This window comes from Neorhizobium sp. 2083 (assembly GCF_031455615.1).
In the GTDB taxonomy this organism is placed as follows: domain Bacteria; phylum Pseudomonadota; class Alphaproteobacteria; order Rhizobiales; family Rhizobiaceae; genus Neorhizobium.
Map to the genome: position 1 here is coordinate 1,424,542 of NZ_JAVDTC010000001.1, position 12,850 is coordinate 1,437,391.

The 12,850-nt window shown below is 63.5% G+C and carries 12 protein-coding genes; 6 read left to right on the forward strand and 6 right to left on the reverse strand.

Annotated features, from left to right (window positions below; translation table 11 throughout):
- Positions 1-7 precede the first annotated feature (7 nt).
- Positions 8-832 carry an alpha/beta hydrolase gene (locus J2X76_RS07360; protein ID WP_310214418.1) on the forward strand — a complete coding sequence of 275 codons (825 nt, stop codon included), beginning with the start codon at positions 8-10 and terminating at the stop codon, positions 830-832.
- A gap of 50 nt (positions 833-882) precedes the next feature.
- Here the strand turns inward: J2X76_RS07360 and J2X76_RS07365 are convergent, their stop codons facing one another.
- The 4 genes from J2X76_RS07365 to J2X76_RS07380 are packed head-to-tail and all read right to left on the reverse strand — an operon-like array spanning position 883 to position 4,376.
- On the reverse strand, positions 883-1,404 hold the full coding sequence (locus J2X76_RS07365; RefSeq protein ID WP_113130145.1) for a winged helix DNA-binding protein: 522 nt from the start codon (positions 1,402-1,404) through the stop codon (positions 883-885).
- Positions 1,405-1,460: 56 nt separating this feature from the next.
- A complete protein-coding gene (locus tag J2X76_RS07370; protein ID WP_113130146.1) occupies positions 1,461-2,441 on the reverse strand; it encodes a TRAP transporter substrate-binding protein in 981 nt (326 codons plus the stop codon).
- Between the two features lie 33 nt (positions 2,442-2,474).
- Complete coding sequence (locus J2X76_RS07375; protein WP_113130147.1) at positions 2,475-3,788, reverse strand: TRAP transporter large permease; 1,314 nt, start codon at positions 3,786-3,788, stop codon at positions 2,475-2,477.
- A gap of 3 nt (positions 3,789-3,791) precedes the next feature.
- Positions 3,792-4,376 (reverse strand): TRAP transporter small permease, encoded by a 585-nt coding sequence (locus tag J2X76_RS07380; RefSeq protein WP_113130148.1) that lies wholly within the window; start codon positions 4,374-4,376, stop codon positions 3,792-3,794.
- Positions 4,377-4,578: 202 nt separating this feature from the next.
- Here J2X76_RS07380 and J2X76_RS07385 point away from each other — a divergent pair, with 202 nt between their 5' ends.
- The 4 genes from J2X76_RS07385 (at position 4,579) to J2X76_RS07400 (ending at position 11,067) form a co-directional block, all read left to right on the forward strand.
- Positions 4,579-8,205 (forward strand): hydantoinase B/oxoprolinase family protein, encoded by a 3,627-nt coding sequence (locus J2X76_RS07385; RefSeq protein ID WP_310214423.1) that lies wholly within the window; start codon positions 4,579-4,581, stop codon positions 8,203-8,205.
- A 19-nt stretch (positions 8,206-8,224) separates the two neighbouring features.
- Positions 8,225-9,433, forward strand: a complete 1,209-nt coding sequence (locus J2X76_RS07390; RefSeq protein ID WP_405029987.1) for a TIGR03862 family flavoprotein — start codon at positions 8,225-8,227, stop codon at positions 9,431-9,433.
- Between the two features lie 110 nt (positions 9,434-9,543).
- Positions 9,544-10,260 carry a YoaK family protein gene (locus tag J2X76_RS07395; protein WP_310214424.1) on the forward strand — a complete coding sequence of 239 codons (717 nt, stop codon included), beginning with the start codon at positions 9,544-9,546 and terminating at the stop codon, positions 10,258-10,260.
- 18 nt (positions 10,261-10,278) lie between these two features.
- Positions 10,279-11,067, forward strand: a complete 789-nt coding sequence (locus J2X76_RS07400) for a YdcF family protein (RefSeq protein WP_310214426.1) — start codon at positions 10,279-10,281, stop codon at positions 11,065-11,067.
- A 19-nt stretch (positions 11,068-11,086) separates the two neighbouring features.
- Here the strand turns inward: J2X76_RS07400 and J2X76_RS07405 are convergent, their stop codons facing one another.
- The gene (locus J2X76_RS07405; protein WP_310214427.1) at positions 11,087-11,563 is read right to left on the reverse strand and encodes a hypothetical protein; all 477 of its coding nucleotides are present in this window, start codon (positions 11,561-11,563) and stop codon (positions 11,087-11,089) included.
- Between the two features lie 116 nt (positions 11,564-11,679).
- Between J2X76_RS07405 and J2X76_RS07410 the strand changes: the two genes are divergently transcribed.
- Positions 11,680-12,336 carry a trimeric intracellular cation channel family protein gene (locus tag J2X76_RS07410; protein ID WP_113130154.1) on the forward strand — a complete coding sequence of 219 codons (657 nt, stop codon included), beginning with the start codon at positions 11,680-11,682 and terminating at the stop codon, positions 12,334-12,336.
- 6 nt (positions 12,337-12,342) lie between these two features.
- On the opposite strand, the gene irrA is transcribed toward J2X76_RS07410, so the two are convergent.
- A complete protein-coding gene (gene irrA / locus J2X76_RS07415) occupies positions 12,343-12,759 on the reverse strand; it encodes an iron response transcriptional regulator IrrA (protein ID WP_113130155.1) in 417 nt (138 codons plus the stop codon).
- Positions 12,760-12,850: the final 91 nt, after the last annotated feature.

A 12,850-nucleotide genomic window follows, 5' to 3' on the forward strand; every position in this document is an offset into this window, starting at 1 on the left:
AAACCAAATGCGCCATAAGATTAGCGACTGGGACAATGCCTATGCGAACGGCATCAATATTCCCCAGGGCGACCGCTGGCCGGCCGCCTGGGTGGAGCCTGCGCGACTTTATCGCGAGACGCTTGCCGCGGACGGCCGCGCCAGGCTCGGCCTTTCCTACGGGGAAAAACCGCGCAACCGCTTCGACCTTTTCCTGCCCGAAACCGAGCCGGCCGGCCTCGTGGTCTTCGTCCATGGCGGCTTCTGGATCGGGCTCGACAACAGCTATTGGTCGCATTACGCGAGAGGCGCGGTGGAGCGCGGATACGCGGTCGCCATGCCGATGTACACGCTCGCCCCGGAGAACCGCATTGCGGACATAACGGCGGAGATCGGCAAAGCGATCGAGGCGGCGGCAGGTATGGTTAGCGGACCAATCCGGCTGATCGGTCACTCGGCCGGCGGGCATCTGGTGACGCGGATGATCTCCGCTACTTCGCCGCTGCCGAAGGCGGTGCACGGCCGCATCGCCAACACGGTCTCCCTTTCCGGCGTGCACGACCTGCGGCCGATCATGAAGACGAAGATGAACGAGAAGCAGCGGATCGACGCCGAGGAGGCACGATCGGAAAGCCCAGCCCTGCTGGAACCGTTGCCGGGAGCGCGGGTGACCTGCTGGGTGGGCGCCGGCGAACGCGCCGAATTCATCCGCCAGAACGCGCTGCTCGCCAGCATCTGGAAGGGGCTCGGCGCCGAGACAGAGGCCGTCGAGGAGCCGGACAAGCATCACTTCAACGTCCTCGACGGAATGGAAGATCCGGTCCATCCGATGATGGACGCGCTGTTTTCCTGAAAAACCGTCCGACGCTGTTCCGCGAAATCGAGGCGCGGCGCGCGGGCCGTCTAGAGCGAAGCGGCTGCACGCGCCGCCTGGTCGTAGTGGCCGGAAAGCGCCCGCAGGCGCGAAGCCATGGCCGACAGCGTATCGCCCGACACTTCGGTCGCCAGTACCGATTTGACGAGCAATGCCTCGCGCACGGCTGCATATTTCGTGCAGGCGTCGGCACCGGCCGGGGTCACCATGACCAGCTTTTCCTTGCCCCGCCGGCCGGACTTGATGAGTTTCAGGCGTTCCAGCTTCTTCAGCGCATAGGTGACCACATGCGTGTCCTCGATGTTGAGGACGAGGGCGATATCGGCCAGCGTCTTCGGCTTGTTACGGCTGTTGATGTTGTGCAGCACCAGGATGTCGATCGCCGAAAGGTCCGGCACGCCGGCAGCCGCCATGCAGCGCACCATCCAGCGACTGAAGGCGTGGTTCAGCATGATGAGACCGAACTCGATCTCCGACAGGGCCGGAAGGGCACCCGTGGCCAGGTGGCCAGAGGACACGATCGGGCCGAATTCATTTTTCTCCGACGACATGATTTCTCCTCCCGGAACGCGTGCGCCGCGGCCGGCCGGCCGCGGCGCCTCTCAAATCACATCTTCTTGTATGCGTCCAGAATGACGGCGCCGTCAGCGCCCGCCTTCTTCGACCAGTCCTCGGTCAGCTTGGCGCCGACATCGGCCAGGCCCTTCTTGAGATCGGCGTTCGGTTCGAGAACCTTCATGCCGTTCTTCTTGAGGGTTTCCATGTAGGCGGCGGTCTTTTCCGCACCGAGTGCCCAGCCGCGGGTCTCCGCGGCAGCCGCTGCATCGGTGACCGCCTTCTGGACGGCCGGATCAAGGCCTGCGAAGGCTGCCTTGTTGACGAAGATGACGTTCTTGGGGATCCAGGCCTGGGTATCGTAGTAATGGGTCAGCGATTCCCAGATCTTGCTATCGACGCCGGTGGCGCTCGAGGTCATCAGGCCGTCGACGACGCCGGTTGCGAGCGCCTGCGGCAGTTCCGCCGCCTGGACCGTGACAGGTTGGGCGCCGACGAGATCGGCGATGCGCGACGTGCCGACGTTGTAGGCGCGCCATTTCAGGCCCTTCAAGTCGGCGGTGCTGTTGACGTCCTTCTTGGTGAAGATGCCCTGCGGCGGCCACGGTGTCGCATAGAGGAGCTTGAGGCCCTGCGCATCGAGCGCCTTCTCGATCGCCGGCCTGGAGGCGGCGTAGAGCTTCTTCGACGCGTCGAAGCTGGTTGCCAGGAAGGGCACGACATCGATCCCGAAGACCGGGTTTTCGTTCTCGTGCAGCGAGATCAGCACTTCACCGGCCTGGGCCTGTCCGGTCTGGACGGCGCGTTTGATATCCGGCGCCTTAAAGAGCGAGGCGCTCGGATGGACGGTGATCTTCAGCTTGCCGCCGGTCGCCGTTTCGACGTCCTTGGCGAACTGCATCAGGTTTTCGACATGGTAGTTCGCGGGCGGATAGGCCGACGGCAGGACCCAGGCAGTCTGGGCGAAGGCGGCGCCGGAAGCCGCCAGAAGCGCGGCACCGGCCAGGCCCGAGCGAACGAGAGTAGAGAGCATTTTCCTCATATCAGTTCCCTTTTCTTTCTCTGATTAACCCGGGAATGCCATTTTCGGCAAAACCATCACGATTTCCGGGAAGACCGTGATGATGGCGACGGTCGCCACGAGCAGGAAGAAGAACGGCAGCGAGGCGCGGGCGACGGTCAGACTGTCGCGGCCGCTCATCGTCTGCAGCACGAAGAGGTTGAAGCCGACAGGCGGCGAGACTTCCGCCATCTCGACGATCAGCACCAGGAAGATGCCGAACCAGACGAGGTCGAACCCGGCCTGCTGGATCATCGGCAGGACCACGACCGTGGTGAGCACGATCATCGACAGGCCGTCGAGTGCCGCGCCGAGCAGGATATACATGACCGTCAGCACCGCGATCAGCGCATAGGGGCTGAGGTTGAAGCTGTCGACCCAGGCGGCGAGCGCATTCGGAATGCCGGTATAGCCCATGGCGATCGACATGAAGCCGGCGCCGGTCAGGATCAGCATGATCATGCAGGTGAGCCGGGTCGCCCCCATGACGCTGTCCCAGAAGGCTTTCATCGTCAGTGTCCGCGACCAGGCGGCGATGGCAAGCGAACCGAGCACGCCCCAGGCCGCGCATTCCGTCGCCGTCGCCCAGCCGAGAATGAGGGTCGCGAAGACGAGCACGATGAGCAGCGTGACGGGAATGAGATTGGCCGATGCCTTGAGCTTCTCCCTGAAGCTCATCTTCGGCGGTGCGGGCGGCTGCTTGTCCGGGTTCAAAAGCGACCAGACGATGATGTAGCCGGAATAAAGCACCATGACGATGACGCTGGGCAGGAAGCCGGCGAGGAAGATCTGGATGATCGAGACGTTCGCCGCGACGGCATAAACGACCATGGTGATCGACGGCGGGATGAGGATGCCAAGCGTGCCGGCGCCCGCGAGAGAGCCCAGGCTGACCATTTCGTCGTAACCGCGCTTCTTCAATTCCGGCAGTGCGATCTTGGCAATCATGGCGGTGGTGGCGGCCGACGAGCCCGAGATCGAGCCAAACAAGCCGCAGCCGAGCACGTTGACATGCATGAGGCGGCCGGGCAGCCAGCCGAGCCAGGGGGACAGGCCGCGGAACATCTCTTCCGAAAGCCGCGTCCTGAACAGGATTTCACCCATCCAGACGAACAGAGGCAGGGCCGCGAGCGACCAGGATGCACCGCCGCTCCAGGAATTGGTGGCGAGCACCGCGCCGACCGGAATGCCGGGAACGAAGAGCATGGCGATAAAGCCGCAGATCAGCAGCGAAATGCCGATCCACACCCCGCCGGCCAGCAGCGCCAGAAGGGCCGCAAGAACGACGCCGGCGATTTCAACGAGTTCGATCGTGCTCATGGGTCACGCTCCACTCTGGATGGCGCGCTCGATGACTTCCTCGGCCGTTTGCGGCTCCGGTTTCTCATAGCGCGGCGAGCCGCCGAACAGGACATGGAGAAGTTCATCGACGAAGGCGATGGCGAGGATGATCAGGCCGCCGCAGAAGCCGAGCTGCGGGATCCACAAGGGCACTGCGACGACGCCCTGCGAAAGATCGTTGAACTGCCAGGAGGTCTTCGTCATGTCATAGGCGAACCACGCAAAATAAACCGCGGCGACCGTGCCTGTCGCCAAGGCGACAATTTCCACGACCTGCCGCAGACGGCCCTTCAAACGCTCGATCAACAGTCCGACGCGGATCATCTCGCCTGAGCGGAACGTATGGGCAAGGCCGAGGAAGGCGCTTGCGGCCATGCACCAGGAGGCGAAATCGTCGCCCGACGGTATGTCGATATCGAGCGGGCGCCCGGCCGAGAGCCCCAGCATGATCAGGAAAATGGCGATCAGAAAAAGCCCAGCGAGATAGCCGGAAAGCAGATAAAGTCCATCCAGCACCTTCCGGAGCCAATCCGGGAATATGCTGTGGCGGGGATCAGCGGAGGACATGAGTGGTCCTCCCGTGACAGGATCTGGAAAACGGCATGGTCGGCTCCCCTCGGTTGCCGGTTATACGGGTGGAGCTCTTGGCGGCTTCCTGCCCGTTCAGCGAGCATGATGCTTCAATGCGCATTTTCCTGTCAACTAAACATTGACGTTTTATCGACGAAATGTTTTCGTTAGGCATCAGTTTTGATTTGAAGGGCGGACAATGACCGAGGCAAAGTGGGATTTCTGGATCGATCGCGGCGGCACTTTCACCGATATCGTGGGCCGAAAGCCTGACGGAACGCTGGTCGCCCACAAGGTTCTGTCCGAAAATCCGGAAGCCTACCGCGATGCCGCCGTTCAGGGCATCCGCGAACTGCTCGGCGTGCCGGCCGGCGCTCCGATCCCGGCCGATGCGATCGGCGCGGTGAAGATGGGGACGACGGTCGCCACCAATGCGCTGCTGGAGCGCAAGGGCGAGCGCACGCTGCTCGTCACCACCCGCGGCTTCCGTGACGCGCTTGCAATCGGCTACCAGGCCCGTGCCGACATCTTCGCCAAGAAGATCGTCAAGCCGGAACTGCTCTACAAGCAGGTGGTCGAGGTGGACGAGCGTGTCCGTGCCGACGGTACGATCGAGGCGGCTCCGGATGGCGCGGCGATCCGCGAACAGTTGCAGGAGCAATTCGACGCCGGTTTCCGCGCCGTCGCCATCGTCTTCATGCATGCTTATCGTTATCCGGCTCACGAACAGCTGGTGGCGAAAATCGCTCGCGACGTCGGCTTCACGCAGGTTTCCGTCAGCCACGAGGTCTCCCCGCTGATCAAGCTGGTCGGCCGCGGCGACACGACTGTCGTCGACGCCTATCTGTCGCCGATCCTGCGCCGTTACGTGGAGCAGGTCGCCGGCGAGCTCGGCACCGGCCTCGACGCCGCGGGCGGCGAAGGCGCGCAGCTGATGTTCATGCAATCCTCCGGCGGGCTCACCGCCGCGCGGCTGTTCCAGGGCAAGGATGCGATCCTGTCGGGCCCTGCCGGCGGCGTGGTCGGCGCCGTCGAAACCTCGCGGCTTGCGGGCTTCGAGCGGATGATCGGCTTCGACATGGGCGGCACCTCGACCGACGTGTCGCATTATGACGGCGAGCTGGAGCGCTCGTTCGAAACCGAAGTCGCGGGCGTGCGCATGCGGGCGCCGATGATGTCGATCCATACGGTGGCCGCCGGCGGCGGCTCGATCCTGCATTTCGAGAACGGCCGCTTCCGGGTCGGCCCGGATTCGGCCGGCGCCAATCCCGGCCCGAAGGCGTACCGCCGCGGCGGGCCGCTGACAGTGACCGATGCGAACGTCATGCTCGGCAAGCTCTCGCCAAAACTCTTCCCGGCGATCTTTGGCCCAAACCGCGACCAGCCTCTGGATGCCGATGCCGTGCGCAACGCCTTCGAGGAGATGGCCAAGGTGATCGGCGACGGCCGCTCGCCGGAAGAAGTGGCAGACGGTTTCCTGGCGATCGCCGTCGAGAACATGGCGAATGCCGTCAAGAAGATCAGCGTCCAGCGCGGCTATGACGTTACTCATTATGTACTGACCTGCTTCGGCGGCGCCGGTGGCCAGCATGCCTGCCTGACGGCCGATGCGCTCGGCATCTCGACCGTGATGATCCATCCGTTCTCCGGCATCCTTTCCGCCTACGGCATGGGACTGGCGGACATCCGCGCCGCCCGCCAGCGCACGGTATCCCACGAGCTCGCGACCGCATTGGAGACGCTCGGGACCGTCCGCGACGAACTGACCGCCAGCGTGCTGGAGGAGATGGCCTCGCAGGGCGTGACCGCCTCCGAAACCGAGGTGCTTCACCGCGCCCACCTGCGCTATCAGGGCACGGATACGACTTTGCCCGTGACGCTCGCCAGCGCAGCGGAAATGACGGCCGCCTTCGAGACGGCACACAAGAAGCAGTTCGGCTTCATCTTCGAGAACCGCGAGATCATTTTCGAGGCCTACGAGGTCGAGGCGATCGGCGGCGGCGCCGATTCCGACGAACCGGAATTCGCGGCGGACGACCGGGCACCGGCCGCGGCCCAGCAGACGAAATTCTTCTCCGGCGGCGCCTGGCGGGAAGCTCCGGTCTATCGCCGCGCCGATATCAAGCCGGGCGCACGGGCCAACGGCCCCTGCCTGATCGTCGAGCCGCACCAGACGATTGTCGTCGAGGACGGCTGGGCCTTCGAGATCACCCGGCTGAACCATGTCGTGCTGAAGCGCGTCGCCGAACTTTCCCGCGCCAAGCCGATCGGCACGCAGGCGGACCCGGTTCTGCTCGAAGTGTTCAACAATCTCTTCATGTCGATCGCCGAACAGATGGGCGTGACGCTGCAGAACACGTCCTCGTCGGTCAACATCAAGGAACGGCTGGACTTCTCCTGCGCCGTCTTCGACGCGGACGGCGCGCTGGTGGCGAACGCCCCGCATATGCCGGTGCATCTCGGTTCGATGGACCGTTCGGTCGAAAGCGTCATCGCCCAGAACCAGGGCAGGATCCGCCCCGGGGACGTGTTTGCGCTCAACGCACCCTATAACGGCGGCACGCATCTGCCGGATATTACCGTCGTCACTCCGGTATTCGACACGGCAGGCAAGAATATCCTCTTCTACGTCGCATCGCGCGGGCACCATGCCGATATCGGCGGCACGGCGCCGGGTTCGATGACGCCGCTTGCGACGAGCGTCGACGAGGAGGGTGTGCTGTTCGACAACGTGCTGCTCGTCGATCGCGGCCGGTTCGACGAGGCCGGCATCACCGATCTCCTCTCCAACCACCCCTACCCGGCCCGCAACGTCGCCCAGAACGTCGCGGACCTGCGCGCCCAGATCGCCGCCAATGAAAAGGGCGTGCACGAAATGCGCAAGATGATCGCGCAGTTCGGGCTTGACGTGGTGCAGGCCTATATGGGCCACGTGCAGGACAATGCGGAAGAGAGCGTGCGTCGCGTCATCGAAAAGCTCGGCGATTCGGCATTCTCCTATCCGACCGACCAGGGCAGTGTGATCCAGGTGAAGATCACCGTCGACAAAGCCAAGCGCGAGGCGACCGTCGACTTCACCGGAACGAGCCCGCAGAAAAAGAATAATTTCAATGCGCCGGAACCGGTGACCCGGGCAGCGGTGCTCTATGTCTTCCGCGTCATGGTCGAAAGCTCCATTCCGATGAACGCGGGATGCCTGCGGCCGATCCGCATCATCGTGCCGGAAGGGTCGATGCTGAAGCCGCAATATCCGGCGGCCGTGGTGGCCGGCAATGTCGAGACCAGCCAGCACGTGACCAATGCGCTTTTCGGAGCGCTCGGCGCAATGGCCGCAAGCCAGGGCTCGATGAACAACCTCACCTTCGGCAACGAGACCTACCAGTATTACGAAACGCTGTGCTCCGGCTCGCCGGCCGGTGTGTTCAACGACGGGACCGGTTTCGAGGGAACGGATTCGGTGCATGTGCACATGACCAATTCCCGCCTTACCGACCCGGAAATCCTGGAAGCCCGCTATCCGGTGCTGCTGGAAGACTTTCACATCCGCGAAAATTCCGGCGGCAAGGGCAGGTTCTCGGCCGGCAACGGGACGAAACGGACGATCCGCTTCCTCGAAAAGATGGACTGCGCCATCCTTTCCTCCCATCGGACGATCAAGCCGCACGGGTTTGCCGGCGGCGAACCCGGCGAGCTCGGCCGGACCACGGTGCGGCGCCTCGACGGCACGTTCGAGGAGCTCGGCGGCTGCGCCCAGACGATCATCGAGGCGGGCGAAGCGGTGACCGTTCAGACGCCGACGGCCGGAGGCTATGGCAAAGCGGACTGATCTGCCTTAACCGGAGATCATGACGAAACAGATCGCGATCATCGGCGGCGGTCCGGCAGGGCTGATGGCGGCGGAGGTTCTCTCCGCTGCCGGCCATGCCGTGACGGTGTATGAGGCGATGCCGACCTTCGGGCGGAAATTCCTGCTCGCCGGCAAGTCCGGGCTGAATATCACCCATTCGGAAGATTTTTCGAGTTTCGCCGCGCGATTTGGAACGGCTTGCGCGCATCTGAGCCCTGCCCTTGACGCGTTCACCCCGGACGACGTGCGAGCCTGGGCGGCGGGCCTCGGCACGGAAACCTTCGTGGGGACCTCCGGCCGGGTGTTTCCGAACGTCATGAAGGCCTCGCCCCTGTTGCGCGCCTGGCTGCGGCGGTTGGAGGCGCAGGGCGTGGTGCTCAAGACACGGCATCGCTGGCTGGGGTTTGCCGAAAACGGCTATCGGTTCGAAACACCCGAAGGGCCGGTCATCGCGCGTCCAGACGCAGCTCTCTTGGCGCTCGGCGGAGCAAGCTGGCCGCGGCTTGGCTCGGATGCGGCATGGGTACCCTGGCTGAGAGACAAGGGTATCCTGGTCGCCGATCTCCGGCCGGCCAATTGCGGCTTCGACATCGCCTGGAGCGAGGCGTTTCGCGAGCGATTTGCCGGCGAACCGCTGAAATCGGTTTCGACAACCTCCGAAGCCGGCACATTCCAGGGCGAGTTCGTGATCTCGAAACACGGGATCGAGGGCAGCCTCGTCTATGCGCATTCCGCGGCACTTCGGGACCGGCTTCTCGAAAAAGGCCATGCGGCATTGGCCGTCGACCTCGCGCCCGGCCGCACCACGGAGCGCCTTTCGCGCGACCTCGGCCGGCAGGATGCCAAGGCGAGTTTCTCCAACCGGTTGCGCAAGGGTGCCGGGCTGGAGGGCGTGAAGGCCGCATTGCTTCGCGAACTCGTGCCGGATGCCAATCGCATGCCGCCCGGAGAACTGGCGCAGCTGATCAAGGCACTGCAGATTCCGGTTCTCCGGCCTCGCCCGATCGCCGAAGCGATCTCGTCCGCCGGAGGCATAGCGTGGAGCGAACTCGACGAACACTCCATGCTGAAGCCGTTTCCCGGCCTGTTTGCCGCCGGAGAAATGCTCGACTGGGAGGCGCCGACGGGCGGTTACCTGCTCACCGCCTGCCTGGCGACGGGCCGGGCCGCGGCACGAGGCGTCGAGGCGTGGCTGCGGCACCGATAAGGCGCGCTTCGTCACGCAATTTGCGATTTCTTTTCTACTTGTCCGGCATTGTCCTAGATCAACGCCTCGGTGCGCGATTCGCGCAGAGTTACGCGGAGGAAGGGGCCTCCATGACAAGAGAAAGACGAAGACGCATCATCCGCAGGCGGCGGACCGTGACCGGTCTCGCACTGGTTGCCGCCATTTCCTTCGTGGCGGGCATGACCGATGCGGTGGGCCTGCTTCTTTCGGGCGATTTCGTCTCCTTCATGACCGGCAACACGACCCGCGCGGCGATCGCCTTCGCCGACGGCGACTACAGTCACGCGATCATCCTCTTCATCGCGCTCTGGGTCTTCATTCTCGGCAACGCATTCGGCATCGTGCTTGCCCACACGGTCTCTGCGCGCCGCACCTTCGTGGTGCTCTCGGGCGTCTCCATCCTGCTTGCAGCCGCATCGACTGTTCCGGATGCGGGCTTTCCACGGCTTCAATTCTATCTGGTCGTGCTGTCGATGGGCATGATCAATGCGACGGTCGAGCATATCGAGGGGTTGCCGATCGGGCTGACCTATGTGACGGGCGCGCTTTCCCGCTTCGGCCGTGGCATCGGCCGCTGGCTGATCGGAGATCGCAACCCGACCGGCTGGCTGATCCAGACGGTTCCCTGGACCGGAATGGCATGCGGTGCCGTGACGGGCGCTTTTTTGACGAAATATGCTGGCAGCCATGCCCTCTGGATCGTTTCGGTTCTGGCCCTTGCGGTGGCACTGGGGACGGCGCTTCTGCCGCGCCCGCTGCACCTGCACTTCCAGCAGCCGATCGTTCCCGCCCGCCGCCGTGCCTGATCGTTCCGAAAGATATTGATGTTCCTGCTTTCCAAGCTCTTCTGGGTGTTTGCCCAGCCTCTTTCGATCGCCTTTCTGCTCGCCGCTCTCGCTACGCTCCTGGTCTTCCTCGGCTGGCGCAAGCTCGGCGGGTTCGCGGCGCTCCTCACCGCGCTGGTGCTGTTCGTGACGCTTTTCACCACGGCAGGCACGGTGGCGCTGCAGGTATTAGAAGACCGCATTGCAAAACCGGTAGAGGAGCCGCAATCCGTTTCCTGCATGATCGTGCTCGGCGGCGTGCTCGAAAACGAGGTGACGACCGCGCGCGGCGGCATCGAGCTCAACCAGGCGGCGGACCGGTTCGTGGAGGCGCTGCGGCTCACCCGCAACCATCCGCAGGCGCGGATCCTGATTTCCGGCGGCGACGGCTCGATCAGCGGTGCTTATGAAGGTGAAGCTCAGGCCTCGGAACGGTTCTTCTCCGCCTTCGGCATCCCGGCTGATCGGCTGGTAAAGGAGAACACGTCTCGCACCACCTATGAAAATACCCTGAACACGGCCGAACTTCTGAAAAATCAGGGGCTCGGAAACTGCCTGCTAATCACCTCCGCCTTCCATATGCCGCGATCGGTGGCGCTGTTCCGGGCCGCCGGGATCAAGGTCACGCCGTGGCCGGTCGATTACCGCACCAGCGGCATTGTCCGCCTGTCTCCGGATTTCACCCAGCCGGCGCTCAACGCACAGCTGACGACGACCGCCGCCCGGGAATGGATGAGCCTGATGGCCTATTACCTCACGGGACGCATCGATTCGTTCTTCCCGGGATAGGCCCCTCTCCTGGTCCGGTCTATTTTTTCGACAGGATATTGAAATCAAGGCCGCGCACCCGGACGCGCATTTCGCAGGGCGCGGCATCTTTTCGGCCGCAGAAGCGGGGATGCATCGTCAGTTCGAAGACCATGTTGCCGAAATACTGGACGAAATCGTAGTCATAAAGCTGGGCGGTGGCGACCATGACATAGCCGCCCTCCTTGATCTGGACATAGAAGTTGTAGGGGCAGCCTTCGCTGGTGCAGCGCGGTCCCTTGACCCCGTCGCAGGTCATGTCGGACTGGTTGGAGACGAGGTCCAGCATGCCGTCGTTGTTGATGTCGAATCGCTTGATAAAGGCCGGCCCGAAATCGACTGTCTTGCACTCCTTGCGGAAATAGTCCTTCTCGTAGATCTCCGGATCGCTGAAACGCTGCGGCTGCTGGGCGAAAGCAAGTGTCGGCACCAGGACCAGGACAAGCGCCTGTACGACAATGATCAAAAGCTTTTTCACCGGCGGCCCCCTGCAAATTCATCTGTTCACGGCTCGCGCCGACGGATGACGCGCGCAACGATCGGCGGCTATGCTAACGGCCTGCACTTGCGCGACGCTGGATCACAAGGCCTCATATGTCTCTGCTGACGATACTCGACTATGCCGGCATCGCGCTTTTTGCCGCGACGGGGGCGCTGGCAGCCTCGCGAAAGCAGCTCGATCTGGTCGGCTTCCTGTTTTTCGCGGCGGTCACCGGGCTCGGCGGCGGCACGCTCAGGGATATCATCCTCGGCCGCACGCCGGTCTTCTGGGTGCTCGACCCGACCTATATCCTGATCTGCGTCATCTCGGGCGCCTTCGTGTTCTGCACGGCGCATCGGGTGGAATGGCGCTTTCGCCTGCTGATCTGGCTCGATGCGATCGGGCTCGCTGCCTATAGCGTGATCGGCGCGGCAAAAGGGCTTGCCGCTACCGGGTCTCCGACGATCGCGATCGTCACCGGGGCTCTGACCGCAGCCTTCGGCGGCATCCTGCGCGATCTTCTCGCCAACGAACCCTCGGTGCTGCTGAGGCCGGAAATCTACATCACCGCAACGCTTGCAGGCGCCTGCGGGTTTACCGCGGCGAATGCGCTCGGCCTGCCGCTCTACGCGAGTTCGGGCCTGGGCGCGGCGCTTGCCTTCGGCCTGCGCGGCGGCGCGATCCATTACGGCTGGACATTGCCGCGCTACAAGCCGCGGCCGGGCCGGGACCAGGACGAAGCCATGAGGGGAAACAAGGGAAAAGAGTGAGGGGCGTCAGCTTTTCTTTTCGCGCAGTCGGATGATCACATCCACATGGGCGATTTCCATGCCTTCCGGGGCTTCCGGCAGGTTGTCGATCTGCAGATTGCTGACCGGGATGTCGAGCACCTCGTTACGACCCTCGACGAAGAAGTGGTGATGGTCGGAAATGTTGGTGTCGAAATAGGTCCTGGCGCTTTCGACCGCCAGGACGCGGATGAGACCGGCCTCGGTGAACTGGTGCAGCGTGTTGTAAACGGTCGCAAGCGACACCGGGACGCCCGCGAACGTGGCTTCCTCGTGCAATTCCTCGACGGTCAGGTGTCGGTCACCCTTGGCGAACAGCAGGTCGGCAAGCGCAACGCGCTGCCGCGTCGGACGCAGGCCGCAATGGCGCAGTCTCGTCTCGATGTCCGTAATGGCTTCAGCCATAGTTGCCCGTCAGCTCCCAGCGTTCACGCAAATATCAGGTATCTTGACTTTCGGATATAACTTTTACGGGGAACAGTTTCAATAGTTTCCG

Bases quoted from the DNA above. Each gene is read 5' to 3' on its own strand.
- J2X76_RS07390 (WP_405029987.1), top strand. From the start codon at position 8,225: ATGACGAAACAGATCGCGATCATCGGCGGCGGTCCGGCAGGGCTGATG.
- J2X76_RS07375 (WP_113130147.1), bottom strand. From the start codon at position 3,788: ATGAGCACGATCGAACTCGTTGAAATCGCCGGCGTCGTTCTTGCGGCC.
- J2X76_RS07410 (WP_113130154.1), top strand. From the start codon at position 11,680: ATGTCTCTGCTGACGATACTCGACTATGCCGGCATCGCGCTTTTTGCC.
- J2X76_RS07395 (WP_310214424.1), top strand. From the start codon at position 9,544: ATGACAAGAGAAAGACGAAGACGCATCATCCGCAGGCGGCGGACCGTG.
- J2X76_RS07380 (WP_113130148.1), bottom strand. From the start codon at position 4,376: ATGTCCTCCGCTGATCCCCGCCACAGCATATTCCCGGATTGGCTCCGG.
- J2X76_RS07370 (WP_113130146.1), bottom strand. From the start codon at position 2,441: ATGCTCTCTACTCTCGTTCGCTCGGGCCTGGCCGGTGCCGCGCTTCTG.
- irrA (WP_113130155.1), bottom strand. From the start codon at position 12,759: ATGGCTGAAGCCATTACGGACATCGAGACGAGACTGCGCCATTGCGGC.
- J2X76_RS07385 (WP_310214423.1), top strand. From the start codon at position 4,579: ATGACCGAGGCAAAGTGGGATTTCTGGATCGATCGCGGCGGCACTTTC.
- J2X76_RS07400 (WP_310214426.1), top strand. From the start codon at position 10,279: ATGTTCCTGCTTTCCAAGCTCTTCTGGGTGTTTGCCCAGCCTCTTTCG.
- J2X76_RS07365 (WP_113130145.1), bottom strand. From the start codon at position 1,404: ATGTCGTCGGAGAAAAATGAATTCGGCCCGATCGTGTCCTCTGGCCAC.
- J2X76_RS07360 (WP_310214418.1), top strand. From the start codon at position 8: ATGCGCCATAAGATTAGCGACTGGGACAATGCCTATGCGAACGGCATC.